The sequence below is a fragment of the Clostridium budayi genome (assembly GCF_055396605.1).
In genome coordinates, this window is record NZ_AP042456.1 from 407,030 (window position 1) to 433,785 (window position 26,756).

Consider the following 26,756-nt stretch of genomic DNA (forward strand, 5'->3'; position numbering starts at 1 on the left):
ATTCATATATGAAGTATTATGGTGATGAAGCTTTAGGGCTTGTAGAAACAATAGGTTTAGTTCCTGCGCTTGAGGCTGCAGATAAGATGCTTAAAGCTGCAAATGTTGAATTAGTTTCATACGAAAACATTGGTTCAACTCTTGTTACTATAATGGTTAAAGGTGATGTTGCTGCTGTAAAAGCTGCTGTTGAAGTTGGAGCAGAAGCTGCAAGAGCTATAGGAAAGCTTACAGCAAAAAATGTTATGCCAAGACCAATTAGAGAAGTTGGAAAAATAGTATCAGTTCATGATATAGATGAATAGAAAGGAAATGGTTAATATGATTAGACGTGAAGCAATAGGATTAATTGAAACGTTTGGATTAGTTTTTGCTTTAGAAGCAGCAGATGCTATGTGCAAAGCAGCAGATGTTGAATTAGTCGGTTATGAAAATGTGGCATCTGGTTATATTTCAGTTATAGTAACAGGAGATGTTGGAGCCTGCAAGGCTGCTGTTGATGCTGGAGTAAGAGCTGTCGAAGAGATGGAAGATGGAAATCTTTATAGTTCAGTAGTTATAGCAAGACCTCATAATGATCTTCAAAAAATTATAGATAAGTATTCTCTAGAAGTACTTTAATAGAGTTTTATAAAAGGGGAGAAGCAAATGAATATTATAGATAATGATTTACTCTCCATGCAAGAAGCTAGAATACTTGTTGAAAATGCAAGAGAAGCTCAAAAAAGTTTAGCTACATTTCAACAAGAAAAGCTAGATGAGATAGTAAACCGTATGATTGAAGTGGTTAAAGAATATGATAGTGAATTAGCTAGATTAGCTTTTGAAGAGACAGATTTAGGAAGAGTAGAAGATAAATTAATAAAAGATAAATTTATAGTTTCTTATCTTAAGAAAAAGTTAGATGGGATGAAATGCGTAGGAATAATAAGGAAAGATGATAGAAATAAAACTATGGATATAGGAGTACCCATAGGAGTAATTACAGCCTTTTGTCCTATGACAAGTCCAGTCTCAACAATAATTTATAATGTAGTTATAGCTATAAAATCAGGTAATGCAATAGTATTTGGACTTCATCCTAAAGCAAAGAATGTTATGAAAAGAACTTTAGACATTCTAATTAGAGCTGCTGAAGGGTATGGACTTCCAGAAGGAGCAATTTCTTATCTAAGTATAGTATCTGAAAGTGGTTTTATGGAGCTTATGAAACACAAAGATACATCATTAGTTATGAACACTGGTGTTAAAGATTTACTAAAAATTTCAGATAAATGTGGAAAACCAGTCATTTATGGTGGAACAGGCAATGGACCAGCGTTTATAGAGAGAACAGCTGACATTAAAAAGGCAGTTAAAGATATTATAGATAGTAAAAGCTTCGACTATGGAGTCGTTTCAGGTGCAGAGCAATCTATAGTTGTGGACAGCCCTATTGCAAAAGAAGTAAAAGATGAGCTTATTAAAAATGGAGCTTATTTCATGAGCGAAGATGAGTCTAAATCTCTTGAAAAAATTATATTTGATAAGCATGGAAATCTTGAAAAAGAGTTTATAGGAAAATCACCAGAATTTATTGGAAAGAGAGCAGGGTTAAATATTGCACCTAATGTAAAGGTTTTAATAACGACTCAAAAGTTCGTATCTCTAAATAATCCTCATTCGAGAGAAAAACTTTGCCCAATACTTTCATTTTATGTAGAAGATGATTGGATGCATGCTTGTGAGAAATGTATAGAATTACTTTTGAGTGAAAGACAAGGTCATACTCTTATAATTCATTCAAAAGATGAGGAAGTAATAAAACAGTTTGCACTTAAAAAACCAGTTGGAAGAATTCTAGTAAATACTTCAGGAGTATTTGGAAGTATGGGAGCTACAACAAACCTTTTCCCATCAATGACACTTGGAAGTGGATCTGTTGGAAAAGGAATGACTTCTGATAATGTATCTCCAATGAACTTAGTATATATAAGAAAAGTTGGTTATGAAGTAAGAGATAAAGATGAGTTTTTAAATTCTATAGGCATTAATAGAGAAGTTCATAATATTATGAAGAAAAATTTAGATGAATCTTCAGATAATATGCAGCTTCTTAAAGATGTTTTAACTAAAATTTTAAAAGAAACTAATTAGAAGAAAAGGAGTAGATAAAATGGATATTCGTGAATTTTCAAATAAATTTATGGAAGCAACTAAAAATATGTCTGAAAATGAACGCCAAGCGTTATTAAAAATGTTTGAAAGCGTGTCAGATGAAATAAAAAAAGATGATCAACCTGTAGTTGCAGAATGTATAGTGTCTTCACATGATGGAAAAGTTCCAGAGGGAATAACTGAGCGTTTAAAGAAACTTAAAGAAAATTATTTAAAGCAAGTTCCTTCAATAACAACTCATAGAGCAAGAGCTATAACTGAAATAGCAAAACAAAATCCAGGAACGCCTAAATCAATATTAAGAGGTAAATGTTTTAAGCATTGCTGTGAAACTGCACCATTAGTAATTCAAGATAATGAGCTTATAGTTGGAGCTCCAAATGGTGCACCAAGAGCAGGAGCATTTTCACCTGATATAGCTTGGAGATGGATGGTAGATGAAATAGATACTATAGGAGAAAGACCACAAGATCCATTCTATATTTCAGAAGAAGATAAAAAATTTATGAGGGAAGAATTATTCCCATTCTGGAAGGGTAAGTCAGTAGATGAATATTGTGAAGATCAATATAGAGAAGCTGGTGTTTGGGAACTTTCAGGAGAATCATTTGTTTCTGATTGCTCATACCACGCAGTAAATGGGGGAGGAGACTCAAACCCAGGATATGATGTTATTTTAATGAAAAAAGGTATGCTTGATATAGTTAAAGAAGCAGAAGAAAAGCTAAAAGATCTTAATTATGCAAATCCAGAAGATATAGATAAGATATATTTCTATAAATCAGTAATTGATACTGCTGAAGGTGTAATGATATATGCAAAACGTATGTCAGAGTATGCAAGAGAGTTAGCTGAAAAAGAGACAGATCCTAAGAGAAAAGCTGAATTATTCAAAATTTCAGAAATAAATGCTAAGGTTCCAGCTCATAAGCCAGAAACTTTCTGGGAAGCTATTCAAGCTGTTTGGACAATAGAATCACTTCTAGTAGTAGAAGAAAATCAAACAGGAATGTCAATTGGACGTGTTGACCAATATATGTATCCATTCTTTAAAGCTGATTTAGAATCAGGAAGAATGAGTGAGTTTGAAGCATTTGAACTTGCAGGATGTATGCTTATTAAGATGTCAGAAATGATGTGGATAACAAGTGAGGGAGGATCTAAGTTCTTTGCTGGATATCAGCCATTCGTAAATATGTGTGTTGGTGGAGTTACAAGAGAAGGTAGAGATGCAACTAATGATTTAACTTATCTATTAATGGATGCAGTTAGACATGTTAAGATTTATCAACCATCATTAGCTTGTCGTATTCATAAGTCATCACCTCAAAAATATCTTAAAAAGATAGTACAAGTTATAAGAGCAGGAATGGGATTCCCAGCATGTCACTTTGATGATGTTCATATAAAGATGATGCTTGCTAAAGGAGTTTCAATTGAAGATGCTAGAGATTACTGTTTAATGGGATGTGTTGAACCACAAAAATCAGGTAGATTATATCAATGGACTTCAACAGGATATACTCAATGGCCAATATGTATAGAATTAGTACTTAATAATGGAGTACCTCTATGGTACGGAAAACAAGTTTGTCCAGATTTAGGAGATGTTGATAGCTTTAAAACTTATGAAGAGTTTGAAGCTGCTGTTAAAGAACAAATCAAATTCATAACTAAGTGGACAAGCGTAGCAACAGTAATATCTCAAAGAGTTCATAGAGAGCTTGCACCAAAACCACTTATGTCAATAATGTATGAAGGATGTATGGAAAAAGGAAGAGGTGTTGAAGCAGGTGGAGCTATGTATAACTTTGGACCAGGAGTTGTATGGAGCGGACTTGCAACTTACATTGATTCAATGGCTGCAATTAAAAAATTAGTATTCGATGAAAAGAAATATACACTAAGAGAAATGAAAGAAGCATTAAAAGCTGATTTTGTTGGATATGAAAAATTAAGAAAAGATTGTTTAGAAGCACCAAAGTACGGTAACGATGATGATTACGCTGACTATATTGGAGCAGATTTAATAAACTTTACTGAAATGGAACATAGAAAATATAAAACATTATATTCAGTTCTAAGCCATGGAACATTATCAATTTCAAATAATACTCCATTTGGACAATTAACAGGAGCCACTGCAAATGGACGTAAAGCTTGGACACCACTTTCAGATGGTATCAGTCCAACTCAAGGGGCAGACTTTAAAGGTCCAACTGCTATTATTAAGTCAGTTTCAAAAATGGCTTGTGACAATATGAATATAGGAATGGTTCATAACTTTAAATTAATGTCAGGTCTTCTTGATACTCCAGAAGGAGAGCAAGGAATTATAACATTATTAAGAAGTGCTTGTGCTCTTCAACTTGGAGAAGTTCAATTTAACTACTTAGATAATAAGACATTAATAGAAGCTCAAAAGAATCCAGAAGCTTATAGAGACTTAATAGTTAGAGTTGCTGGATATAGTGCATACTTTGTAGAGTTATGCAAAGATGTTCAAGATGAGATTATTAGTAGAACTATGTTAACACATTTTTAATAAAACTATAGATTATGTAGTAGTTTCTCTACTACATAATCTTAAGAAAGCTGGAGAGTTTAGATATGAATAATAATACAAATGGAATTATTGAGAGACAGGCAAGAATTTTCAATATACAAAAATACAATATGTATGATGGGCCTGGTATTAGAACTATAGTATTCTTTCAAGGATGTCCTCTTCGTTGCAAATGGTGTGCTAATCCTGAAGGTATGATGAAAAAAAATAGGGTAATGTTTAAGAGTAATCTTTGTGAAAACTGTTTAGAATGTGTAGATGTTTGCCCTGTTGGTATTCATAAAATAAATAGTATTACAAATACTCATGAAATAGACAGAAGTATAGATTGTATTGGATGTAAAAAATGCGAAGAAGCTTGTGTAAAATCAGCAATAAATATAATTGGGGAAAATAAAACAATATCAGAGCTATTAGAAATCATTGAAGAGGATAGAACTTTTTATGAGATGTCTGGTGGTGGAGTTACTTTAGGTGGAGGAGAAGTTTTAATGCAACCTGAAGCAGCTTTAAGTCTTCTTATGGCGTGTAAAAATTCTGGAATTAATACAGCTATAGAAACTTCTGGATATACAAAAACAGAAACTATTTTAAAGATTGCAGAATTTACTGATTTATTCCTATTTGATATTAAACATATAAACTCTGATGAGCATTTTAAATGGACAGGAGTTAGAAATGAGCAGATTTTAGAAAATTTAAAAAATCTTCTTCAAAATAAATTTAATGTCCAAATACGTATGCCTCTTTTGAAAGGTGTAAATGATAGTGAAGAAGCTATAACAAAGGCTATGGAGTTCTTACTTCCATATAAAGAATATAAGAATTTTAAAGGTATAGATTTATTACCATATCATAAGATGGGAGTTAATAAATATAATCAACTTGGAGTTGAATACCCTGTATACGGTGACCCTAGTTTAAGTGATGAAGATTTAAATAGAATTGAATCTTATATAAAAAGATATGATATGAATGCGAAGGTAGTTAGACATTAAAATGAATGTTGGAGAAATGGCTAATTTAAAAGAAAAGAGTATACAAAGGGTAATTCAAGAATCAGTACCAGGAAAGCAAATAACTTTATCACATATTATTGCATCTCCTATGAAAGATATATATGAAAGATTAGGAATAGATGAAAAAGGAGCTATAGGGATATTAACATTAACACCATATGAAACTGCAATTATAGCCGCTGATATAGCAACTAAAGTTGCGGATGTAGAAATTGGTTTCTTAGATAGGTTTACAGGATCAGTTCTAATAAGTGGTAATGTAGATAGTGTTTATGAAGCACTAAATTCAGTAAATGAAACTTTAAAAGATATGTTAGATTTTACAATATGCCCTATAACTAGAACATGAGAAAGAAGAGAATAATGGTTGTTGGACGAAGAAATTCAGGAAAAACAACTATTGTAAATTATTTAAATAATTATGATGGTCCTCTAAAACGGACAGCCGATGTTATTTATGGTGAAAATACTATGGATATTCCTAGTTCTTATTTAGAAAGTGCTTGGATGTATAAACATATTATAGCATTAGCACAAGATGCTAAAAAAATAGTATATGTTTTAGATTCTAAAAAGCCTAATGAAATAATTAGTGATGGTTTTGCAAATCTTTTCAATATAGAAGTTGTTGGAGTTATAAATAAGGTTAGTAGCAACTATGAAAATATAGAGAAATGCAAAGACAATCTAAAGAGAATAGGAATTATAGAGCCATATTTTTTAATTAGAGAAAATAGTGATGTAGATATGAAAAAGCTTAAAGAATATCTACTTAAATAGGTAGGTGAATAGATATGTTTAGATTTATTACTGAGGATTATTTAAAAGACTTATATAGAAAAGAATCCTTTAAGGAATTTAAGCTTAATGAAAATGAAAAGCTTACTCCAGGAGGTAGACAATACTTACTAGATAAAGGGATAAAGATTAATAGTAATTTACCTACAGATAGCAAAAAAGAAGAAAAAAGAAATCAGGCTTTAATAGAAGAACCTAAAAAAGACAGTTATAAAATTATTACATATAAATGTAAGGCTATTGAAGCAGCATTTTTAGAGTCAGCAAGCAAGATAATTAATGAGGACTTAAGTTTAGCTCAGAAGCTTATTGATTTAGGAAGAGAAATAAAGAATATAAGACAGTTTACAGAAGGAAAAATTAAATTAGAATCAAATCCTAAAAATTGTGATTTTTGTAATGAAGAAATAGAAATTACAGACGTTTATATATACCTAAAAAATAGCAAACAAATATTAAATCTTTATATCCTCCTTTGTAAACTAAATGAATTCAAATATGATCTTCTAGAAAAATATGAAAGTGATGAGTTAGTAAAAGATATTTTAATTAATTTAGAAAATATTATAAATATATTATCTATTACTATATCTAAGGAAATTGGAGGATAAAAAATTGAGTGATAAAAGTAAAACTTTTGAGTACTGTGATGATTTAGTAAGTCAATTTGAGAAAGTTATAGAAAAGCCTATCTTAGAAAAATCATCTGTTTATTATACAGGAGTTGATCTTGGAACTGCATGTGTAGTTTTAGCAGTATTAGATGAAAATTATAGACCAGTTGCAGGAGCATATAGATATGCTGATGTAGTAAGAGATGGTATGGTAGTTGACTATATAGGAGCAGTAAAGATAGTTAGAGAGTTAAAAGAGCAGATAGAAGAAAAGCTAAATACTGAACTAATTTATGCTGCAGCAGCTATTCCACCAGGAACAGATTCTTTAGACGGTGGTGCTATAAAAAATGTTGTACAAGCTGCTGGATTTGAATTAACAAATCTATTAGATGAGCCTACAGCCGCAAATGAAGTTTTGAAAATTCAAAATGGTGCAGTTGTAGATATAGGAGGAGGAACTACAGGTACTTCTATTATTAAGGATGGAAAAGTAGTCTATGTAGCAGATGAGCCTACAGGGGGAACACACTTCTCTTTAGTTATATCAGGTGCATACGGAATGGATTTTGATGAAGCAGATAAATTTAAAAGAGATAATATTAATCATTCAGAGTTATTACCAGTTTTAAAACCTGTAATTGAAAAAGTTGGTTCAATAATCAATGATCATATAAAAAATCATGATGTTAGGGAGATATCATTAGTTGGTGGTACTGCTTGCCTTACAGGAATAGAAGAAGTAATAGAAAATAAAATAAAAGTATATACACATAAACCAAAAAATCCAATGTTTGTTACGCCACTTGGAATAGCACTTAGTTGCACAAGTGAGATTATAGATTAGATGGAGTTTGAGATTATGGATTTTAGACTTATAAAATCACCAACAGAAGGAACAAAACGTGCTCTTATAAAGAGAATGGGGATAGAAGGTAAAGAAGCAATAAAAAATGTGGATGCTATTGGACTTGCTCAAGGCAAACTAATTGAAATGATTTATGCGATAGATATTGCAGAAAAAGCAGCAGGAGTAATAGTTGAAGATATAAAAGGAATTTGTCCTCAGCACATGACTTCCATCGCTATACTTGGAGATACTTCATCAGTAGAGTCTGCAATAGAAGAAATTAAATTAAAGTTGAAAGAAGGAAGAGACTTATGATAACAGCAAAATTAATAGACAATATCTGGGCAACTAGAAAAGCTGATAATCTTTACGGATTAAAGTTTATGTTAGCTGAAGAAATTGGTGGAACCTTTAACGGTAGAAGATTTATAGTAGTAGATAATATTGGAGCCGGAATTGGGGACAGAGTTATTGTAAGTACAGGATCATCTGCAAGAAGAATGCTTAAAGATGATGAAATTCCAGTTGATGCAGCAGTAATAGGAATTATAGATGAAGATTGTAAATTTGGTGAGTAAACAAAATATATATTTTTTTATGTATTTCAATTAATTAAATATGAATTATAAGAATTTATCAATATGCTAGATAAAAGGTAAAAGATATAAATAGAATTATAAATCTTTTGAAAGGATGTGAGAAAGTGAAGAAGTTAATTTGTGCAAAAGATATGGAAGAATTTTTAGATACTGGAGAAAATGTTTTCTATATAGACAAAGACGTAATCTTAACTCCATCAGCTAAAGATATAGCTAAAAATAATGGAATTTCAATTACTACAGAAAAAATTAGTGAGAAAGAAATATGTAGTAAAAGTGCTAAATGTTTAGAAAATATAGAAACTAAAAGCCTAGATTCTATGAAATTATTAGAAATGTTTAAGCAAATAGTTAATGAAGGTTTACTTCAGGAAATGTTAAAAATATTAGCTACTGGTGAATCTTCAAAGTTTGTATCATCAATAGATGAAAGTGGGCTTAAGGTTGTAAGAGGAAGTTCAGTTAAAATGGATGTATTTGATACTGGAAATCCAAGCAATAAAGTATTTTTTCAAGAGTTAATAAGCAAAGATGAATCTAAAATGAGTGCTGGATTCTTAATTATTGAAGATTCAAAATTCGAATGGGAATTAACTTATGAAGAGATAGATTATGTTATTGAAGGAACTGTAACTGTAGAAATAAACGGTAAAACTTATGAAGCAAATGCTGGAGATGTGTTATTTGTTCCTAAGGGATCTAAGGTAGTTTGGGGATCACCTAATAAAGCTAAGCTATTTTATGCAACATATCCAGCTAATTGGGCAGATTTACTTTAATTACTTAAGGAGGATAGATAATCATGCAAGCAATAGGAATGATAGAAACTAAAGGATTATTAGCCACTATTGAAGCAGCTGATGCAATGGTAAAGTCAGCAAACGTTAATATCCTTGAAAAAGTATATATTGGTGGAGGATATGTTTCAGTTACTGTAACAGGAGATGTTGGAGCTGTTAAGTCAGCAGTTGATGCTGGAGTTTCAGCAGTAAACAGGCTAGGGGATAATATTTTAGTTTCACACCATGTGATTGCAAGACCACACTATGAATTAGAAAGCATAATAGAAACTAAACCTGCTATAGAAAGGTTAGAAGAAGCTATAGAAGAAGAAGCTATAGAAGAAGTTTCAAATGAAATGGTAGATGAAGTTGTTGAAGAAGCAATTAATGAAAATATAGAAGAAGAAGTAATAAATGAAGCCTTAGAGGAAGTTGAAACTTTAGAAGTTATAGATAATGTTATGAATTTAGAAATAACTAAAGAAGAATTAGACAAGCTTGTAGAGGAAAAGGGATTAGATAAGGCTTTTGAGGTTTTAGATAATTTAAAAGTATCTAAAATAAGAAAATTAGCAAAAGAATTTAAAAATATTGATATAACAAGTAAGGCTATTTCAAAAGAAGATAAAGATTCTCTTCTAATTAGACTTAGAAATTATTATATAAAATAGTCTTTTAAAGAAGGAGGAAAATTAATTTGGAAAATTTCGATAAAGATTTGAGATCAATACAACAAGCTAGAAACTTAGCAAGAAAAGGTAAAGTAGCAGCAAATAAAATTGCTGATTTTAATGAAGAGCAAATAGATAAAATAATTAGAAATATGGTTAAAGTTGCAAAGGAACATGAAGTTTGCTTAGCACAGATGGCTGTTGAAGAAACTGGATTTGGTAAAGTTTTAGATAAGGCTACTAAAAATAACTTAGCATCAACAGTTTTATATGATTCAATAAAGGATATGAAAACTATAGGTGTTATTAAAGAAGATACTGAAAAGAAATTAATTGATATAGCTGAACCAGTTGGATTAGTTATGGGGATAGTTCCTTCAACTAACCCAACATCAACAGCAATTTTTAAATCAATTATAGCTATAAAATCAAGAAATGCTATAGTGTTTTCACCACATCCATCAGCAGTAAAATGTACAAGCACAGCAGCAAAACTTATGCATGATGCAGCAGTAGCTGCTGGAGCACCAGAAGATATTATAACTTGTGTAGAATTAACTTCACTTGGAGCTACTAATGAACTTATGAAGTCAAAGGAAGTAAGTTTAATTATAGCAACTGGTGGACCTGGTATGGTTAAGGCAGCTTATTCTTCAGGTAAACCAGCACTTGGAGTTGGTGCTGGAAACTCACCAGCATATATCGAAAAAACTGCAAATGTTGAAAAAGCTATAAGAAACATTATAGCTAGTAAAACATTTGATAATGGAACAATATGTGCATCAGAGCAATCAATAATTTGTGAATATTGTAATGAAGCTAAAGTAGTAGAAGAACTTAAAAAACAAGGTGGATACTTCATGACAGAAGAGGAAACTAATAAGGTTTGCAATATTTTATTTAAGCAAGGAAATGCTATGAATGCTGCCTTTGTTGGAAGATCTGCTGATGTAATAGCAAAAGCTGCAGGATTTTATGTTCCAGAAGGAACTAAGGTCCTTATAGGAAGACAAGGCGGAGTTGGACCTAAATATCCACTTTCATATGAAAAGCTTACTACAGTACTTGGATTTTATGTAGTAAATGACTGGATGGAAGCTTGTGAATTAAGTATAGAACTTCTTCAAAATGGAATAGGTCATACAATGAGTATTCATACAGAAGATGTTGAAATAGTTAAGAAGTTTGCTAAAAAGCCAGCATCAAGAATATTAGTCAATACAGGTGGATCTTTTGGAGGAACAGGAGCTTCAACAGGACTTATGCCATCATTCACTTTAGGATGTGGAACATGGGGAGGAAGTTCAGTATCTGAAAATGTAACTCCAATGCATCTTGTAAATATAAAGAGAGTAGCTTATGGATTAATAGACTGTGAAAAGATAGTTAGGGATAGAGAATTACAAGAAAAAACTTTCAAAACTGAAGACTATAAGCCAAGTTGTTGTGTAGAATCAAGCAGAAGAAGTTATTCAGAAATGAATTTAAGCCCTGCTGAAATTCAAAGAAAAGCAGAAGTGCCAGAAGCTACTACTAATACAATAATAGAAAAAGTTAGTAATTTAGATAATGAGGAAGTAATGGACTTAGTAAATAAGATCATAGCGACTATGAAAAAATAGAGACTATGAAGAGGTAGATTTGAACATGGAAAATTTAGAAGAAGTATTAAAGCTTTTACTTACAGCAGTTAAGGAAAGTGAAGAAAAGAAAAAAGAAATTAAGGAATCATTTGAGATACCAGTAGGGATTTCTAATAAACATATACATCTTTCAAAAAAGCATGTAGAAGCACTTTTTGGGCAGGGCTATGAATTAACAAAGTTAAAAGATTTATCTCAAAAAGGACAATATGCTTGTAAAGAAACTATAACAATATGTGGCCCTAGAGGTTCTATAGAAAAAGTAAGAGTACTTGGACCTGTTAGAAGTAAAACACAAGTTGAACTATCTATAGGAGATTGTAGAAAAACTGGAGTTTCACCAAGCGTTAGACTTTCAGGAGATTTAAAAAATACTTCAGGTATTACGTTAATAGGACCTAAAGGAAGTGTCCAATTAGAAGAAGGAGTTATAGTAGCTCAAAGGCATATTCATATGAATAATAAACATGCAGAACATTTTGGAGTCACTGATGGGGAAATCGTAAAGATTGAAGTAGATGGACTTAGAGGTGGAATATTAAATAATGTAAGTATTAGAACAAATGATTCATTTAGCCTTGAATGTCACTTAGATGTTGAAGAGGCAAATTCATTTGGGATAACACCAAAATCAAAAATTAAAATTGTTAGGGAGAGTGCCTAGCATAAAAAATAGTTTATAAAAAATAATTTAAATAAAAAATAATGGGATTTTTAGGAGGATTTTAATATGAAATATGATGCTTTAGGAATGATTGAAACAAAAGGATTAGTAGGATCAATAGAGGCTGCTGATGCAATGGTTAAGGCTGCTAATGTTTACTTAATAGGAAAAGAATATGTTGGAGGCGGACTTGTAACTGTAATGGTTAGAGGAGATGTTGGAGCTGTTAAAGCTGCTACAGATGCTGGAGCTGCTGCTGCACAAAGAGTTGGAGAATTAGTTTCAGTGCATGTTATTCCAAGACCACATTCAGAAGTTGAAGTTATATTACCAGCTTCAAAAGAAGAAAAATAATTGAAAAATAGCTAAAAAGCTACCTTATTATAAGGTAGCTTTTTTATTTGTATTTAGAAAACTATGTATTAGCTGTAGTATGGATTATGCTCTTAAGGGACTAGAACATAATATTTTGTTTACTATTGGTTATAATTATACAAAAAAACTGTCGCACTAATAATTTAATGCGACAGCCTCTTTTATTATGGTCGGGGTGACAGGTCTCGAACCTGCGACCTCATGGTCCCAAACCATGCGCGCTACCATCTGCGCCACACCCCGTAAGTACTGTTTAATTATAGGACAATTTTTATAATAAGTCAAGAAGTTTAAAAAATATTAAAAAAACTATTACAATTTTGTAATAGTTGTGATATTATATTAATATAATATGTATATCAATGGGATTAAAAGGTAGTATTTTAATGTAAGACAAGCATTTCGTTTAAATATCTTTTATTGATATGCATAATTTTATTGTTAATAAATAAAAGGTATAAAATAGTATTGATGACTTATTATTAGAAAAAATCTTAAGTTCCAAATTTTAACTACACCTACTGTAAACAATTTCAAAAAATAAGCTCAATTTTAAAAAAATTTTTAAAAAATACTTGACTGTAAGGAATTTGTAATATTTACGGTTGTACCATAAAAGAGGAAATGATATAATAGATGATGTATTTCTGATAGAGGTCACACAAATTGAAAGGGGGGAGGTTCCAAAGGAACCGATAAACTCATGAGAAAAAAAATAGTTGCTGCACTTATTGCAGGTATATTAGTTGTAACTTCAGCTGTTCCAGCATATGCAACACCAAGTAACCAAGAGGTAAATAAGGTAAGAAGTCAATATGCTGAATTAGGAAAGAAAATCGCAGAAACTCAAAATAAAGTAGACGAATTAAATCTTAAAATAGAACCATTAGCACAAAAAGTAGAAAGTAATAAAACTGAAATTTCAAATACTAAAAAAGAAATGGACAACACTCAAAAAGAAATAGAACAAACTAAGGAAAAGATGAGTAAGCAAGAAGAGGTTCTAGGCGGAAGACTTAGAGAACTTTACAAAACTGGTGGACAAACTAGCTACTTATCATTAATCTTTAGTGCTGATAGTTTATCAGATTTTATTGGTAAATTAGATTCAGCTAATAGATTAGTAGATTTAGATAAAGGTGTTGTTGATGAGCTTATAAATAATCAAAATAGCTTAAATGAAAAAATGACATCACTTCAAGATAAAACTAAGAAACTTGAAGAATTAAATGCGGAAACACAAAAAGAATTAGGTAAGTTTGAAGAATTAAAGAAAGAACAAGAAAAGTATGTAGAAGATGCAAAGAAAGCTCAAAAAGAGTTTGATGAAAAATATCTTTCACAAGTAGAAAAAGAAATAATATCAGGACAAATAGCTACTATAAATAATAGTAATAGTTCTTTAGATTCATTAAAGAGCGCAGTTTCACAATTAGTAAGCTTAAAGAATAATCAACTTAAGAGTCCAACAGTTATATCTGAAGCAGAAGCTGCTATATCAAAAGGAAAAGATGCTATATCTAGAAAAGAAGCAGAAGCAAGAGCTGCTGCAAACAACACTCCAAACAGAGGTGGATCAGTTAATAATTCTGGATCATCAAATAATGGTGGTGGATCATCAAATAATGGTGGCGGACAAGCTTCTTCAGCATCAGCACAAGCAATACTAAATGAAGCATATAATCATTTAGGAAAGCCATACGTATGGGGAGCAACAGGTCCAAATTCATTTGACTGTTCAGGATTTACTAGTTATGTATACAGCAAAGTTACAGGCAGATACATTGGTAGAACAACTTATGATCAAATTGGAGCAGGAAGAGCTGTATCAAGATCAGAACTTCAACCAGGAGATTTAGTATTCCCTCATGCAGGTCACGTAGGAATATATGTTGGAAATGGACAAATTATTCATGCACCTAGAACAGGAGACGTAGTTAAAGTTTCACCAATATGGAGCTTCTACGCAGCAAGAAGAATATTATAATTTAGTTTAAATACATGAAAAAAGACTTTAGAGTAATCTAAAGTCTTTTTATTTTATGTTTAATGAAGAAAGTTGTTAAGGATTTTTTTATAATGTATAATTAAGAAAGAAATTTTAATGTAGAGGAAAGAACGTATGACTATAAATAAAAATATTGAAATAAAATCTAATGAAAATGTAGATGACTTACAATTAAACGGTTTAATGTTAATACAAAAAAAGGACGGCTTTAAATTTGGAGTAGATGCTGTATTACTTTCAGATTTTGCAAATGTAAAAAATAAGCATACAGTAATAGACTTATGTACAGGTACTGGTATAATTCCTTTTTTAGTTCTTGGTAAATATAATCCAAAGAAAATCTTTGGAATAGAAATTCAAGAAGATATGGTTGAGATGGCAAATAGAAGTGTACTACTTAATGAAGTTTCTAATATAGAATTTATAAATAGAGATCTAAAAGATTCAAAGTTTTTAAAGACTTTAGAAAAGGCAGATGTAGTAACAGTTAATCCACCATATAAGTTAAATAATTCAGGAATATTAAATCCATCAGATAAACTTTCAATAGCTAGACATGAAATAATGTGTAACTTAGAAGATGTTATTTCAGCAGCAAGAATATTACTTAAAGATAACGGAAGACTATTTATGGTACATAGACCAGAGAGATTGGCTGACATAATTACTCTTATGAGAAAATATAAAATTGAACCAAAAAGAATAAGAATGGTTCATCCAAACAAGAATAAAGCTCCTAATATAGTATTAGTTGAAGGTCAAAGAGATGGTGGCGCTTTCTTAAAATGGGATGCACCAATTTATGTATATAATGAAGACGGAAGCTATTCAGATCAAATAGAAGAAATTTATGGAAGAGATAGGAGTGCTAAAAATAATGAGTAACGGTAAACTATACTTAGTTCCAACACCAATAGGAAATTTAAAAGATATAACATTAAGAGCTTTAGAAGTTTTAGAAAAAGCAGATGTTGTAGCAGCAGAAGATACAAGACAAACAATAAAATTATTAAATCATTTTAATTTAAAGAAAACATTAATAAGTTATCATATGCACAATGAGCAAGGAAAGAGCGGAGAAATATTAGAAAGATTAAGAAATGGCGAAAATATTGCATTAGTTAGTGATGCAGGAATGCCCGGTATATCAGATCCTGGTAGTGTAATAGTTAAAAAATGCATAGAAGAAGGGTTAAGTTTTGAAGTTTTACCTGGTGCAACTGCTTTTGCAACTGCACTTATATATTCAGGACTAGATAGCGGTGCATTTACTTTTAGAGGATTCCTTCCAAAAGATAATAAATCAAGAAAAGCTGTAATAGACGAAATAAAAAATCATAAAGAGACAATAATACTTTATGAAGCTCCACATAGATTATTAAATACATTAGATTTTCTACTAAATAATCTAGGGGATAGAGATATGTCAGCTTGTAGAGAGCTTACAAAACTTCATGAAGATATAGTTAGAGGAAAAATTTCAGAAGTAATAGAGTATTTTAAAAATAAAGCTCCAAGAGGAGAGTTTGTATTAGTAATAGAAGGATTAAGCGAAGAAGAAATTGAAAAAGAAATGAAATCAGAATGGGAAGACCTTTCTATTGAAGAACATATAATTAAATATATAGAAGAAGGAATGACAAAAAAAGATGCTATAAAAAAAGTAGCTAAAGATAGAAAAGTTCCTAAAAATGAAATATATAAATATTCAACTGAAATATAAAATTAATTAAAGCAAAAAGCACTGAGATTATAAATAATATCTCAGTGCTTTTTCTATAGCAAACATATAAGCATATTTTAGGGGAATATACTTATAAAACTTTCATTTAACTATCTTTTTAATTCAGCTAAACAGTTTTTGCAGATGTTCTTTCCTTTGTAGTTAACAACATCTCTAGCATCTCCACAGAAGATACAAGCTGGCTCGTATTTCTTAAGGATGATTTGCTCACCGTCTACATATATTTCTAAAGCATCTTTTTCTGCTATGTCTAGAGTTCTTCTTAACTCTATTGGAATAACAATTCTTCCTAATTCGTCTACTCTTCTAACTACACCTGTTGATTTCATAAAAGTTTCCTCCTTAATTATACATTAATTGCATTTCATCAATATTTTGCAATATTCGACATAATACTATGTTATCTTACCAAAATTGTAATTTAAAGTCAACAATAAAAATATTAAGTTTTATTAAATTACAAATTATACTATTAAGTACCACATTTATAAATATACTACCAAAAATTTGAAATGTCAATACTTTACAAATTAAAATTTAATACTTATCTATTATAAAACTATTAATGGCTTGTTTACAAGGATTAATACAACTTTTTTTGAAAAAATATTTATTTAAGACAAAAATAATATAAAATTTTTCAAAATAAATAATAAAAATATAGCGAAGAAAAGTCGAAAAATAGTATAGAAAAAAATGGAATATGCATTAAAAAAAATATTACTTTATTAAATAAAAACTAAAAAATAATGAAATAAGTAAGATATATATTTTTTTTAGATATATTGATTAAAATATAGTAAATAGGGAAAGAATAAAAGATAATAATGGTAAAAGTAACTTGTAATAAGTTTATCTATACTATATAATATTATTAAGATTGAGATGGAGGTAAGGCGAATAACGATGAGTAATAAGATTAATTCAGATTATATTAATGAGCTTGCCGAAGAAATGTCTAAAAATAGTATGATTTCATATGATGATTTACCAAAATACGATTTATTTTTATCACAAGTTATCGACTATTTAAATGACAAATTTGAAGACGACAAATATACAAATAATATAGTCCAAAACTATATAAAAAGTGAAGTTATAACTAAACCAGAAGATGGAAAGAAAAGAGGTTATACAAAACTTCATTTGGCTCAATTAGTTCTTTTAAGTTACATGAGACCAATTCTTACAACTGATGAGATTAAAAAGGTTTTTAGTTTAGCATTTAATGAGATAAATGATAGAACAGATGATATTATATCTTGGGAAGATGCATATAAATTATTTGCAGAAATGCAAAAAGATAGTTTGGACGCATTTTTAGCAACTTCTGCTGAAAATGAAGAAAAATTAGATGCTATAGTTGATGAATTAGACTTAGAGGATAATGAAGAGAAGAGAATTAGAACATTCTTATTAGTAGTATCCTTAATAGCTCAAGCTAGCGTAATAAAAAAATTAGTACAAAAAATAGTAAAAGAATATCACCAAGAATAGATTATAAAAATGATACTAAAATTTAGTGTCATTTTTTTTTACTGCATATATTTAAAGAAAAGGAGGGATTATAATGGATAACTTTATTCAAATTGTAGGCAATGTTGGATTTCCTATTGCAATTTCATTATATCTTTTAATGAGAATTGAGGGGAAGCTTGAAGTTTTATCAAACAGTATAAATAATTTATCTAATGTAATGAGTAAGATTGAAAAATAGTATATAATTAAAACTAAAGATAAACATGTGAGGGTTATTATGAGTAAATATATTGTAAAAGAATCTGTAAGAGGTCTTGTAGAATTTGTACTAAAAAGTGGAAGTATAGATAACAGATTTTCTACTTCAAAAAGAGCAATTGAAGGAATAAGAGCCCATCAAAAGCTTCAAAAAAGCAATGAAGAGATATTTCATAAATATGAAAAGGAAGTCTATTTAAGTGAAGAGATCGAGCTTGAAGACTTCCTTTTAAAAATAGAAGGAAGAGCAGATGGAATAATATATGAAGATGATATAGTCTTAATTGAAGAGATAAAATCTACATATAGACCCCTTTTAGAAATTGATGATAAAAATGAATTACATTGGGCTCAAGCAAAGGTTTATGCCTACATATATGCATTTCAAAATAATAAAGATAAAATGAGTATTCAACTTAGTTATTATCAATTAGAAAGTGATGAAGTAAAAAGTTTTAGGAGGGAGTATACCTTTATAGAATTAAAAGAGTTTTTATTTGATGTAATTAATAAGTACGAAAAGTATGTAACTATGCTAGCTAAACATAAAGATGCTAGAAATAGATCAATAAAAAAATTAGAGTTCCCATTTCCTAAATATAGGGAGGGTCAATTAAAATTTGCAAGGGCTGTTTATGGTACTTTAAGAGATGAAAAAATACTTTTTGCTGAAGCTCCAACTGGCATTGGAAAAACAGTTTCTACATTATTTCCTTCAATAAAAGCTGTGGGTGAAGGAATTAAAGAAAAAATATTTTATTTAACTGCAAAAACAGTTAATAGTACAGTTGCAGAAAATACATTTGATATCCTTAGGGAGAAGGGGTTAGTCTTTAGGACACTAACATTAACGGCTAAGCAGAAGGTATGCTTAAATGATAAAGTGAGTTGTAATCCTGATGAATGTATATATGCTAAAGATTATTATGATAAAAGTAAAAATGCTATTTTTGACTTATTAAAGCTAGAAGGAAATATTAATAGAGAAATAATAATAGAGAAAGCTAAGTTAGAAAAGATATGTCCTTTTGAATTATCATTAGATATGATAAATTGGTGCGATGGAATTGTATGTGATTATAATTATATATTCGACAAAAGAGTTGGACTAAAAGGAATAGTTGAAGATATGGGTGACGAATTAGCATTATTAATTGATGAAGGACATAACTTAGTTGACCGTGGAAGAAATATGTATTCAGCAAGTTTAAATAAATCAGTATTTTTAGAACTTAGAAGAGAACTTAAAGGAAAGGTACCTAATTTATATAAAATAGTAAATAGTATAAATTCTTACTTTGTTAAGCTTAGAAGAGAATGTGAAAGTAGGGAAGCAGATAATTATTATGAAAAGGAGCCTCCTAGAGAGTTATATAAGTATCTTAGAAGGTTTATTGCAGAGAGTGAGGAACTTTTAGTTAAATTTAAAAATGAAAGTTTCTATGAATTACTGTTAGAAACATATTTTGATATAAATAAGTTTATAGGTGTTAGCGAATATTATGGAGATGAATATGTAACATATGTTTATACAAATAAAAATGAAGTTAATATAACTTTATTTTGCATTGATCCATCAGATAAAATAAAAAGCGTAACAGATAGAGTTAAAGGAACTATTATTTTTTCTGCTACTATATCACCATTAGATTATTATATGGAGCTTTTGGGTGGAAATGAAAATTCCTATAGATTAAGATTAGATACACCATTTGATAAAGAAAAGCTTAAAAAAGAAATTTATCCTGCAAATACTAGATTTAAAGCAAGAAAAAGAACAATACATGATATAGAAGAAAAAATAAGGGCATTTATAAAAGAAAAAGTAGGCAATTATTTAATATTCTTTCCGTCTTATGAGTATTTAGAATTATTTAAAGATAATTTAAAAGATGATTTAAAGGAATATGAGTTAATTATTCAAAATAAAGAGATGACGGAAGAGGATAGAGAAGAATTTATAAATAATTTTAGAAAAAAGAGAAATGTAATTGGTATATGCGTACTTGGAGGAGTATTTTCAGAAGGGATTGACCTTCCTGGAGATATGTTAATAGGGGCTGTTATAGTTGGAGTTGGATACCCTAAAATTTCAATTGAAAGAGAAATTATAAAAGATTATTTCAATGAAAAAGGATATGATTATTCATATATATATCCAGGGATAAATAAAGTACTTCAAGCAGCGGGAAGAGTTATAAGGACGGAATTAGACGAAGGAAGAGTATTATTTATAGATGATAGATATTTATTAGGTAAATATAAAATAGTAGTAGATAATTAAAAAGTAGAAGCTATTAGTTTAGCTTCTACTTTTTATTATTCACCTATTGTTAATGTATAACTACAAGTGAAAGTATAATTAACATCTAATGATTGAATTCCTTCTTTTTCTTTAAATTCTCCAGAGAAATCACAGTAATCAGCATGTCCAAACCAAGGCTCGATACAAACAAATGGTGCGCCAGTAGCCTTTGACCATAATCCCATATAAGGGAATCCTGTAAAGTCCATAGTTAATGATTTATTATGATTTTTAGATTTTAGGGATATTTTATTTGATTTTAAATTCTCAAAAACTAAAGCATCATTTTTAAATACTTCTTTACTTAAAGGTATTATATTTGAATTATTTAAATAAGGTTCTTTTTCATGCTTAAAGTATCCATCAGAATTAAGAGGCATAATAGGAGCATTTTCTACTTCATTAAATTCAAAATAGTAATCATTCATAGTTTCATTTTTTTCAATTGGGCACATAAATGCAGGATGAGCTCCAATTGAGAAGTAGATTGTTTTATCATCTAAGTTTTCAACTGAATAAGTTACTTTAACTCCATTACTAACTAAAGTATAGTTGATTTTTAGTGAAAATTTATATGGATAAACCTTTAATGTATCTTCAGAATATTTTAATTCAAAAGTTATTGAGTCATCAGTTTTATCAATCATATTAAATTCAGAGACTCTTGCAAGTCCGTGTTGAGGTAATTTATAAGTTTGTCCACAAACTCTATATTCACCATCTTTAACTTTACCTACTATTGGGAATAGTATTGGAGCATGATACTTCCAATATGTGCTGTCTCCATTCCATAAATATTCAGTATTTGTTTTTTCGGAAGTTAAATTATGAAGTTCCCCACCGTAAGTACTTGCTGTTATTTTAATTGTTGAATTTTTTAGTGTATATAACAAGGTAAAACACTTCCTTTCATATTGCTATAAATAATTTAATAAAAAATATTAAAGATGTAAAAATTAAAAATAACAAAGTAAAATTTATATTATAAATTATACTATAGATAAAAAAGTTATTAAATACATAATTTGGGGATTCATAAAGTAAATATAATAGACTGTATTAAGTATATTTTGCTACAATATAGAATAAATGGTATTATAAAATGAAATCTTTAAAAATAATTATAATAGGTGGAAATAATATGAGTAAAAGAATGAAAGGAAATAATAAGTCAGTATTAGATACGTTCTTGTACTTATTTATTAAGGTAAAAAGAGATGATATATTTGCGCTGGCATCTCAGCTTGCGTACTACTTAATATTATCATTTTTCCCATTTTTAATATTTCTTATAACGCTGATAGGTTTTAGTAATCTAAATAATGCAGAAGTGTTAGAAGGATTACAAAGTATACTACCAACAGCAGTATTTGAATTGACAGCAAGTACAATATCGGAAGTAATTAATTCGCAGAATACAGGGATTCTTGGAATTTCGGGGATTTTAGCCATATGGGCAGCTTCATCAGCTTTTAGAGCAATTATAAAGGGCGTCAATAAAGCTTATGATGTAGATGAGGATAGATCTTTTATAAAGAGGTCAATAATTGGAATAATAAGTGTAATTGCACTAGCTCTTACTATAATATGTACACTTGCAATGCTTGTATTTGGAGATTTAATAGGAGAATTTTTAAATAGATTTCTTCCTTTTGAGCATCTTATAAACTTTATTTGGAATATTTTAAGATATGTAATAATTATAGCAATGATGATAGTTGTATTTGCTATGATATATAAAGTTGCACCAGCTAAAAGAATAAAATTTAGAAGTGTTTTACCTGGAGCAATAGTAACAACGGTAGGATGGTTAATAGCATCGTTAGCCTTTTCTTACTATGTAAATAATTTTAGTAATTATTCACGGTTATATGGAAGTCTTTGGGCTGTATTTGTACTTATGACATGGCTTTTTATGACATCTATCGTATTTATATTAGGAGTAGAAATTAATTCGGTTTTAGAAAAAAGAAAACTAATGTGATAGCAAAATAATTGCTACCACATTAGTTTTTTATTTTTCGTATCCGTTTGGATGGTTTTTATGCCAGTTCCAAGCAGTTTCTATTATAGTTTCAACTGAATTGAATTTAGGTTTCCAATTAAGTTCCCTCATTGCTTTTTCACTTGATGCAATTAAAATTGCAGGATCACCAGCTCTACGAGGAGCTACTTTTGCAGGAATTTCATGACCTGTAACTTTTCTTGCAATATCAATCATTTCTTTTACTGAGAATCCAGTTCCATTACCTAGATTATAAATTCTACTTTCTCCACCATTCATTAATCTCTTAAGTGCAAGTGAGTGAGCAGAAGCTAAGTCAGACACATGGATGTAATCTCTAATACAACTTCCGTCTTTAGTATCATAATCATCACCAAAGATAAGTATTTCATCACGTTTTCCTAAAGCAACGTTAAGGATAAGTGGTATTAAATGTGTTTCAGGAGAATGATCTTCACCTATTTTACCGTTTATATGAGCACCGGCTGCATTAAAGTATCTTAAAGTAGTATATTTTATACCATAAGCTTTATCACACCAGTTAAGTATTTTTTCAACTAATAATTTGGATTCTCCATATGCATTAGTTGGAATAGTTTTACTATCTTCTAATATAGGAACACATTCAGGTTCTCCATAAGTTGCAGCTGTTGAAGAGAATACTATGTATTTTACATTATGTTCTTTCATAGCTTCTAAAAGGCTTATAGTACCATAAACGTTATTATTGAAATATTTTAATGGTTCAGTCATACTTTCACCAACTAATGAGTAAGCAGCAAAGTCTATTACGGCTTCAATATCATTTTCAGTGAAGATTTTATTTAAAATTTCTTTATCTCTTAAATCACCTATATATAACTTTCCACCAAGTAAAGCATCTCTATGACCTTTTTCTAAGTTATCTAATATTACTACATCTTGTCCATTTTCTAAGAGCTCAGCTACCATATGGCTACCTATATAACCTGCTCCTCCGCAAACTAATATTGACATATATATACCCCCTAAATGGTTATAAAATATTTTACAAAATTATTATACCATAAAATGAATAATTTAATTTATTAGGGAGATAATTGAAATATAAATATTCAGGAGGGATAAAAAATGAATAAAATAGTATTAGTAGGAAAATTAATTAGGGACCCTGAACTTAAATATCTAGAGTGTAATGATAAAGTGAATACTAAATTCATTATTGCAGTAGAGAGAAGCTTTAAGTCAGCAGATGGAACAAGACAATCAGATCTTATTCCTGTAACTGTATGGGGTAAGAAAGCAGAAGTTATATGTAAGTATCTTACAAAGGGTGATTACATAAGCTTAAGTGGAAGACTTAGAACAGGAAGCTATGAAGATAAGGATGGTAATAAGAGATATATAGCAGAGGTTGTTGCAGAAGATTTCAAATTCATAAATAACAGAAGACATGATGAAAATAAAGCTATTGAATAGATACAAGAAAATAAGAGTATTGTAATTATAAGGTTAAATGTGATATAATTTACACATGGGAGTGATAACGTATTCACGTTTTCAATTATGGTTGTTTAGGGAAATGAGAAAAAGAGAGCCGCTGGGCTCTTTTTTTTATATTCAATAAAATTTTATAGTAAACAACACAGATATTTTGAAATAAAATTCAATGTAGTAAATCAAAAATTGTATTGTATTAAAAATAAGACAAAAAATAATTTTTTATTGAAAAAACTATTATACGACAAAAATTTTCACTTAAAAATTCTAAATGATGGAATAAAGGTAGTAAGATTAGGAAATATATTCGGATTTATACGAAAGATGTCAATAAAAAAAAATTTGCTAGAACACCCTTTGACATATTTCACATTATAGTTGTGATATATTTTTAGAAGTAGGGAGGATATAATACTAAAACTAAAGGGGAGAGGATTTAAATGTTAAAGGAAAAGTTTGTCTTTTCAAGAATTACAAATGGCATTGAAAGAAAATATCAGTACAAGCTTATTAAAACATTAATAGGTAAAGATGAGGTTTTTGGAATTGAGATAGAAAGAACTGATTATAAAGGAGATTTAGAAATTGATTCATATAAAGATTCAGTAGAGCTTATTTCACCAATAGAGTCTAAAGTTAAAGGTTTACTTAAAATGCTTTATGAAAATCAAGTTTCACCAGTTCATTTAATTGACATAATAGGAGAATATGTTGATGAATATGTTAATGATTTTAAAAATATTGATTTAAACGCTATAAAGACTGTTTAGATTTATTTAAAAATAAACATCCTTAAGTTATAGTAAAATATAAGTAAGAAAGGATGATGAAAATGATATTTGGAATAGGTACAGATATAATTGAGATCGGAAGAATAGAAACAGCAATTAAAAGAAATACTAAATTTTTAGAAAAAATGTTTACAAAAAGAGAGATGGAACTTTTTAAAGAGAGGAACTTTAAAAGCGAAACTATTGCTGGATCTTTTTGCGTAAAAGAAGCTGTAAGTAAAGCGTTAGGGACAGGTATAAGAGGATTTGCTTTTAAAGATATTGAAGTTTTAAGAGATTCACTTGGTAAGCCAGAGGTTATTTTAGGAGATAAAATAACTAACATTATAAATAAGAATTTAAAAGTCCATGCAAGTATATCTCATAATAATGATACTGCTATAGCCTTTGTTGTAATTGAGGAGGAATAATTTATGGAGATTTTAAGTGTAGAAGGTTGCAGAAATATAGATAATTTTACAATTAAAAATATAGGAATTCCTTCAATAGTTTTAATGGAGAATGCAGCAAGTAAAATTTCAAATGAAATAAAAAGTATGGGAGATACTGTAACTATATTTTGTGGAATAGGCAATAATGGGGGCGATGGCTTAGCAGTTGCTAGAAAGTTATATTTATCTGGGAAAAATGTGGAAATAATATTAATTGGCAATGAAGATAAAGCAAGTGAAGAAGTAAAAGTAAACTTAAATATAGTTAGAAATTTAAATATTAAGCTTACTAAAATAGTAGACAGTAATAAAAAAGATTATTTAAAACAAAGAATACTAAATTCTGATTATGTAGTGGATGCATTATTTGGAGTAGGATTAAATAGAAACATAGAAGGCTTATTTAAAGAAGTAATAGAAATAATAAATAAGTATGCTAAATATATAGTTTCTATTGATATACCATCTGGATTACATGGAAATAGTGGTAAAATTTTAAATGTAGCAATAAATTCAGACATAGTATATACAATTGAAGTATTAAAAAAAGGATTTTTCATAAATGATGGGATTAATATAGTTAAAGATATAAAAATAGTAAATATAGATATTCCAGATTTCTTAAAGAAGGAAAACAGTGAAAAAACTTACATATTATCAGAAAGTGATTATAAAAACTTTATACCAAAAAGAAAAAGGAGTGGTCATAAAGGCAATTATGGAAAAGTATTAGTTATAGCTGGGAGCGAAAAGTATTCAGGTGCAGCTTATATTGTAACTGAAAGTTCTGTTAGGACAGGCAGTGGACTAGTAACTTTATTAACTCATAATAGCATATCAAGTTCAATTAGAAGTAAACTTATAGAAAGTATGGTAATGGATTACTCAAGCTATAAAGATATAAAGAGTTTTGATGGCTTTGATATTATAGTATGTGGACCTGGACTTGATGTAACAGAAAATAGCAGAGAACTATTAAAGAGAGTTATTAAAGAGACTAAGTGCAATTTAGTTTTAGATGCAGATGCACTAAATATAATAAGTGAAAATAAGGATCTTTTAAAAGAAGTAAGTGGTAGAGCCATACTTACTCCACATCCAGGTGAAATGGCTAGACTTTTAGATAAAACAATAAAAGAGATAGAAGAAGATAGAATAAATATAGCAAAGGCGTTTGCTAAAGAAAATAATGTAATACTTCTTTTAAAGGGGTACAACACAATAATAACAGATGGAGAAGAAGTATTTATAAATCCAACTGGCAACAGTAAAATGGCTTCAGGTGGGATGGGAGACTGCTTAGCAGGAATAATAACATCTTTTTGTGGTCAAAAGTTGACTCTTTTAGAAGGAGCATTACTTGGAGCATACATTCATGGATTGATAGGTGATAAGTTATCAGATAAAAACTTCATAGTAAATGCCAGAGATATAATAGAAAATTTACCTAAAACAATACAAGAATTATGTGAAAAATAGAATAATTTCCTAATGGTTTTAATATTACTATTATGAGTA

The 26,756-nt window shown here is 29.5% G+C and carries 30 protein-coding genes and 1 tRNA gene; 27 read left to right on the plus strand and 4 right to left on the minus strand.

Annotated elements, in window-relative coordinates:
- Window positions 1-8 precede the first annotated feature (8 nt).
- The 16 genes from ACZ5TJ_RS01925 to eutM all read left to right on the plus strand — a co-directional run bounded on the left by ACZ5TJ_RS01925 (window position 9) and on the right by eutM (window position 12,717).
- Window positions 9-305: a BMC domain-containing protein gene (locus ACZ5TJ_RS01925; protein WP_039311910.1), complete on the plus strand. Its 297-nt coding sequence runs from the start codon at window positions 9-11 to the stop codon at window positions 303-305.
- Between the two features lie 16 nt (window positions 306-321).
- A complete protein-coding gene (locus ACZ5TJ_RS01930) occupies window positions 322-621 on the plus strand; it encodes a BMC domain-containing protein (RefSeq protein WP_045725032.1) in 300 nt (99 codons plus the stop codon).
- A 27-nt stretch (window positions 622-648) separates the two neighbouring features.
- Complete coding sequence (locus tag ACZ5TJ_RS01935) at window positions 649-2,136, plus strand: aldehyde dehydrogenase family protein (RefSeq protein WP_464200930.1); 1,488 nt, start codon at window positions 649-651, stop codon at window positions 2,134-2,136.
- 19 nt (window positions 2,137-2,155) lie between these two features.
- Complete coding sequence (cutC, locus tag ACZ5TJ_RS01940) at window positions 2,156-4,702, plus strand: choline trimethylamine-lyase (RefSeq protein WP_464200931.1); 2,547 nt, start codon at window positions 2,156-2,158, stop codon at window positions 4,700-4,702.
- A 65-nt stretch (window positions 4,703-4,767) separates the two neighbouring features.
- Window positions 4,768-5,721, plus strand: coding sequence for a choline TMA-lyase-activating enzyme (gene cutD / locus ACZ5TJ_RS01945; protein ID WP_464200933.1), 954 nt, complete (start codon window positions 4,768-4,770; stop codon window positions 5,719-5,721).
- Window positions 5,722-5,737: 16 nt separating this feature from the next.
- Window positions 5,738-6,091 (plus strand): ethanolamine utilization microcompartment protein EutS, encoded by a 354-nt coding sequence (gene eutS, locus ACZ5TJ_RS01950; RefSeq protein WP_464202255.1) that lies wholly within the window; start codon window positions 5,738-5,740, stop codon window positions 6,089-6,091.
- Complete coding sequence (locus tag ACZ5TJ_RS01955; protein WP_464200934.1) at window positions 6,088-6,522, plus strand: EutP/PduV family microcompartment system protein; 435 nt, start codon at window positions 6,088-6,090, stop codon at window positions 6,520-6,522. Before eutS ends, ACZ5TJ_RS01955 begins: the two co-directional genes overlap by 4 nt.
- A gap of 14 nt (window positions 6,523-6,536) precedes the next feature.
- Complete coding sequence (locus ACZ5TJ_RS01960; protein WP_464200936.1) at window positions 6,537-7,151, plus strand: cobalamin adenosyltransferase; 615 nt, start codon at window positions 6,537-6,539, stop codon at window positions 7,149-7,151.
- Window positions 7,152-7,155: 4 nt separating this feature from the next.
- Entirely contained in the window at window positions 7,156-8,001 is an 846-nt protein-coding gene (gene eutJ, locus ACZ5TJ_RS01965) for an ethanolamine utilization protein EutJ (RefSeq protein WP_464200938.1), read from the plus strand.
- Between the two features lie 15 nt (window positions 8,002-8,016).
- On the plus strand, window positions 8,017-8,319 hold the full coding sequence (locus ACZ5TJ_RS01970) for a BMC domain-containing protein (RefSeq protein WP_464200940.1): 303 nt from the start codon (window positions 8,017-8,019) through the stop codon (window positions 8,317-8,319).
- On the plus strand, window positions 8,316-8,582 hold the full coding sequence (locus ACZ5TJ_RS01975; RefSeq protein WP_464200941.1) for a EutN/CcmL family microcompartment protein: 267 nt from the start codon (window positions 8,316-8,318) through the stop codon (window positions 8,580-8,582). Before ACZ5TJ_RS01970 ends, ACZ5TJ_RS01975 begins: the two co-directional genes overlap by 4 nt.
- A 125-nt stretch (window positions 8,583-8,707) precedes the next feature.
- Entirely contained in the window at window positions 8,708-9,382 is a 675-nt protein-coding gene (locus tag ACZ5TJ_RS01980) for a cupin domain-containing protein (RefSeq protein ID WP_464200943.1), read from the plus strand.
- A gap of 23 nt (window positions 9,383-9,405) precedes the next feature.
- Entirely contained in the window at window positions 9,406-10,056 is a 651-nt protein-coding gene (locus tag ACZ5TJ_RS01985; RefSeq protein ID WP_464200945.1) for a BMC domain-containing protein, read from the plus strand.
- 26 nt (window positions 10,057-10,082) lie between these two features.
- Window positions 10,083-11,678 carry an acetaldehyde dehydrogenase (acetylating) gene (locus ACZ5TJ_RS01990; protein WP_464200947.1) on the plus strand — a complete coding sequence of 532 codons (1,596 nt, stop codon included), beginning with the start codon at window positions 10,083-10,085 and terminating at the stop codon, window positions 11,676-11,678.
- Window positions 11,679-11,703: 25 nt separating this feature from the next.
- A complete protein-coding gene (locus tag ACZ5TJ_RS01995; RefSeq protein ID WP_464200949.1) occupies window positions 11,704-12,363 on the plus strand; it encodes a phosphate propanoyltransferase in 660 nt (219 codons plus the stop codon).
- 66 nt (window positions 12,364-12,429) lie between these two features.
- On the plus strand, window positions 12,430-12,717 hold the full coding sequence (eutM, locus tag ACZ5TJ_RS02000) for an ethanolamine utilization microcompartment protein EutM (protein ID WP_039311881.1): 288 nt from the start codon (window positions 12,430-12,432) through the stop codon (window positions 12,715-12,717).
- Between the two features lie 188 nt (window positions 12,718-12,905).
- Here the strand turns inward: eutM and ACZ5TJ_RS02005 are convergent.
- Window positions 12,906-12,981, minus strand: a tRNA-Pro gene (locus ACZ5TJ_RS02005).
- A 460-nt stretch (window positions 12,982-13,441) separates the two neighbouring features.
- On the opposite strand from ACZ5TJ_RS02005, the gene ACZ5TJ_RS02010 reads away from it, so the two are divergent.
- The 3 genes from ACZ5TJ_RS02010 to rsmI all read left to right on the plus strand — a co-directional run bounded on the left by ACZ5TJ_RS02010 (window position 13,442) and on the right by rsmI (window position 16,469).
- Entirely contained in the window at window positions 13,442-14,725 is a 1,284-nt protein-coding gene (locus ACZ5TJ_RS02010) for a C40 family peptidase (protein ID WP_464200951.1), read from the plus strand.
- A gap of 135 nt (window positions 14,726-14,860) precedes the next feature.
- The gene (locus tag ACZ5TJ_RS02015; protein ID WP_464200952.1) at window positions 14,861-15,631 is read left to right on the plus strand and encodes a tRNA1(Val) (adenine(37)-N6)-methyltransferase; all 771 of its coding nucleotides are present in this window, start codon (window positions 14,861-14,863) and stop codon (window positions 15,629-15,631) included.
- Window positions 15,624-16,469 (plus strand): 16S rRNA (cytidine(1402)-2'-O)-methyltransferase, encoded by an 846-nt coding sequence (rsmI, locus tag ACZ5TJ_RS02020; protein ID WP_464200954.1) that lies wholly within the window; start codon window positions 15,624-15,626, stop codon window positions 16,467-16,469. The genes ACZ5TJ_RS02015 and rsmI overlap by 8 nt, the downstream gene beginning before the upstream one ends.
- Before the next feature lie 110 nt (window positions 16,470-16,579).
- On the opposite strand, the gene ACZ5TJ_RS02025 is transcribed toward rsmI, so the two are convergent.
- A complete protein-coding gene (locus ACZ5TJ_RS02025; protein WP_039311870.1) occupies window positions 16,580-16,819 on the minus strand; it encodes an AbrB/MazE/SpoVT family DNA-binding domain-containing protein in 240 nt (79 codons plus the stop codon).
- A gap of 577 nt (window positions 16,820-17,396) precedes the next feature.
- Here ACZ5TJ_RS02025 and ACZ5TJ_RS02030 point away from each other — a divergent pair.
- From ACZ5TJ_RS02030 to ACZ5TJ_RS02040, 3 genes are all read left to right on the plus strand, one after another.
- Window positions 17,397-17,987 (plus strand): DUF1836 domain-containing protein, encoded by a 591-nt coding sequence (locus ACZ5TJ_RS02030; RefSeq protein ID WP_464200957.1) that lies wholly within the window; start codon window positions 17,397-17,399, stop codon window positions 17,985-17,987.
- Between the two features lie 73 nt (window positions 17,988-18,060).
- Window positions 18,061-18,207, plus strand: coding sequence for a YvrJ family protein (locus tag ACZ5TJ_RS02035; RefSeq protein WP_464200959.1), 147 nt, complete (start codon window positions 18,061-18,063; stop codon window positions 18,205-18,207).
- A 39-nt stretch (window positions 18,208-18,246) separates the two neighbouring features.
- Window positions 18,247-20,511, plus strand: a complete 2,265-nt coding sequence (locus tag ACZ5TJ_RS02040; RefSeq protein ID WP_464200961.1) for an ATP-dependent DNA helicase — start codon at window positions 18,247-18,249, stop codon at window positions 20,509-20,511.
- A gap of 35 nt (window positions 20,512-20,546) precedes the next feature.
- Here the strand turns inward: ACZ5TJ_RS02040 and ACZ5TJ_RS02045 are convergent, their stop codons facing one another.
- A complete protein-coding gene (locus tag ACZ5TJ_RS02045; protein ID WP_464200962.1) occupies window positions 20,547-21,425 on the minus strand; it encodes an aldose 1-epimerase family protein in 879 nt (292 codons plus the stop codon).
- A 248-nt stretch (window positions 21,426-21,673) separates the two neighbouring features.
- Between ACZ5TJ_RS02045 and ACZ5TJ_RS02050 the strand changes: the two genes are divergently transcribed.
- The gene (locus ACZ5TJ_RS02050; protein ID WP_464200963.1) at window positions 21,674-22,516 is read left to right on the plus strand and encodes a YihY/virulence factor BrkB family protein; all 843 of its coding nucleotides are present in this window, start codon (window positions 21,674-21,676) and stop codon (window positions 22,514-22,516) included.
- Window positions 22,517-22,546: 30 nt separating this feature from the next.
- On the opposite strand, the gene galE is transcribed toward ACZ5TJ_RS02050, so the two are convergent.
- Entirely contained in the window at window positions 22,547-23,533 is a 987-nt protein-coding gene (galE, locus tag ACZ5TJ_RS02055; protein WP_464200964.1) for a UDP-glucose 4-epimerase GalE, read from the minus strand.
- Between the two features lie 114 nt (window positions 23,534-23,647).
- Here galE and ACZ5TJ_RS02060 point away from each other — a divergent pair, with 114 nt between their 5' ends.
- The 4 genes from ACZ5TJ_RS02060 (at window position 23,648) to ACZ5TJ_RS02075 (ending at window position 26,717) form a co-directional block, all read left to right on the plus strand.
- A complete protein-coding gene (locus ACZ5TJ_RS02060; RefSeq protein WP_045724965.1) occupies window positions 23,648-23,995 on the plus strand; it encodes a single-stranded DNA-binding protein in 348 nt (115 codons plus the stop codon).
- A 461-nt stretch (window positions 23,996-24,456) separates the two neighbouring features.
- Window positions 24,457-24,786, plus strand: a complete 330-nt coding sequence (locus ACZ5TJ_RS02065; protein WP_464200966.1) for a DUF6514 family protein — start codon at window positions 24,457-24,459, stop codon at window positions 24,784-24,786.
- Between the two features lie 62 nt (window positions 24,787-24,848).
- A complete protein-coding gene (gene acpS / locus ACZ5TJ_RS02070) occupies window positions 24,849-25,217 on the plus strand; it encodes a holo-ACP synthase (protein WP_464200968.1) in 369 nt (122 codons plus the stop codon).
- 3 nt (window positions 25,218-25,220) lie between these two features.
- On the plus strand, window positions 25,221-26,717 hold the full coding sequence (locus tag ACZ5TJ_RS02075) for an NAD(P)H-hydrate dehydratase (RefSeq protein WP_464200970.1): 1,497 nt from the start codon (window positions 25,221-25,223) through the stop codon (window positions 26,715-26,717).
- Window positions 26,718-26,756 lie beyond the last annotated feature (39 nt).

Bases quoted from the DNA above. Each gene is read 5' to 3' on its own strand.
- ACZ5TJ_RS01925 (WP_039311910.1), top strand. From the start codon at position 9: ATGAAGTATTATGGTGATGAAGCTTTAGGGCTTGTAGAAACAATAGGT.
- ACZ5TJ_RS01930 (WP_045725032.1), top strand. From the start codon at position 322: ATGATTAGACGTGAAGCAATAGGATTAATTGAAACGTTTGGATTAGTT.
- ACZ5TJ_RS01935 (WP_464200930.1), top strand. From the start codon at position 649: ATGAATATTATAGATAATGATTTACTCTCCATGCAAGAAGCTAGAATA.
- cutC (WP_464200931.1), top strand. From the start codon at position 2,156: ATGGATATTCGTGAATTTTCAAATAAATTTATGGAAGCAACTAAAAAT.
- cutD (WP_464200933.1), top strand. From the start codon at position 4,768: ATGAATAATAATACAAATGGAATTATTGAGAGACAGGCAAGAATTTTC.
- eutS (WP_464202255.1), top strand. From the start codon at position 5,738: ATGGCTAATTTAAAAGAAAAGAGTATACAAAGGGTAATTCAAGAATCA.
- ACZ5TJ_RS01955 (WP_464200934.1), top strand. From the start codon at position 6,088: ATGAGAAAGAAGAGAATAATGGTTGTTGGACGAAGAAATTCAGGAAAA.
- ACZ5TJ_RS01960 (WP_464200936.1), top strand. From the start codon at position 6,537: ATGTTTAGATTTATTACTGAGGATTATTTAAAAGACTTATATAGAAAA.
- ACZ5TJ_RS01970 (WP_464200940.1), top strand. From the start codon at position 8,017: ATGGATTTTAGACTTATAAAATCACCAACAGAAGGAACAAAACGTGCT.
- ACZ5TJ_RS01975 (WP_464200941.1), top strand. From the start codon at position 8,316: ATGATAACAGCAAAATTAATAGACAATATCTGGGCAACTAGAAAAGCT.
- ACZ5TJ_RS01985 (WP_464200945.1), top strand. From the start codon at position 9,406: ATGCAAGCAATAGGAATGATAGAAACTAAAGGATTATTAGCCACTATT.
- ACZ5TJ_RS01995 (WP_464200949.1), top strand. From the start codon at position 11,704: ATGGAAAATTTAGAAGAAGTATTAAAGCTTTTACTTACAGCAGTTAAG.
- eutM (WP_039311881.1), top strand. From the start codon at position 12,430: ATGAAATATGATGCTTTAGGAATGATTGAAACAAAAGGATTAGTAGGA.
- ACZ5TJ_RS02010 (WP_464200951.1), top strand. From the start codon at position 13,442: ATGAGAAAAAAAATAGTTGCTGCACTTATTGCAGGTATATTAGTTGTA.
- ACZ5TJ_RS02015 (WP_464200952.1), top strand. From the start codon at position 14,861: ATGACTATAAATAAAAATATTGAAATAAAATCTAATGAAAATGTAGAT.
- rsmI (WP_464200954.1), top strand. From the start codon at position 15,624: ATGAGTAACGGTAAACTATACTTAGTTCCAACACCAATAGGAAATTTA.
- ACZ5TJ_RS02025 (WP_039311870.1), bottom strand. From the start codon at position 16,819: ATGAAATCAACAGGTGTAGTTAGAAGAGTAGACGAATTAGGAAGAATT.
- ACZ5TJ_RS02030 (WP_464200957.1), top strand. From the start codon at position 17,397: ATGAGTAATAAGATTAATTCAGATTATATTAATGAGCTTGCCGAAGAA.
- ACZ5TJ_RS02035 (WP_464200959.1), top strand. From the start codon at position 18,061: ATGGATAACTTTATTCAAATTGTAGGCAATGTTGGATTTCCTATTGCA.
- ACZ5TJ_RS02040 (WP_464200961.1), top strand. From the start codon at position 18,247: ATGAGTAAATATATTGTAAAAGAATCTGTAAGAGGTCTTGTAGAATTT.
- ACZ5TJ_RS02050 (WP_464200963.1), top strand. From the start codon at position 21,674: ATGAGTAAAAGAATGAAAGGAAATAATAAGTCAGTATTAGATACGTTC.
- galE (WP_464200964.1), bottom strand. From the start codon at position 23,533: ATGTCAATATTAGTTTGCGGAGGAGCAGGTTATATAGGTAGCCATATG.
- ACZ5TJ_RS02060 (WP_045724965.1), top strand. From the start codon at position 23,648: ATGAATAAAATAGTATTAGTAGGAAAATTAATTAGGGACCCTGAACTT.
- ACZ5TJ_RS02065 (WP_464200966.1), top strand. From the start codon at position 24,457: ATGTTAAAGGAAAAGTTTGTCTTTTCAAGAATTACAAATGGCATTGAA.
- acpS (WP_464200968.1), top strand. From the start codon at position 24,849: ATGATATTTGGAATAGGTACAGATATAATTGAGATCGGAAGAATAGAA.
- ACZ5TJ_RS02075 (WP_464200970.1), top strand. From the start codon at position 25,221: ATGGAGATTTTAAGTGTAGAAGGTTGCAGAAATATAGATAATTTTACA.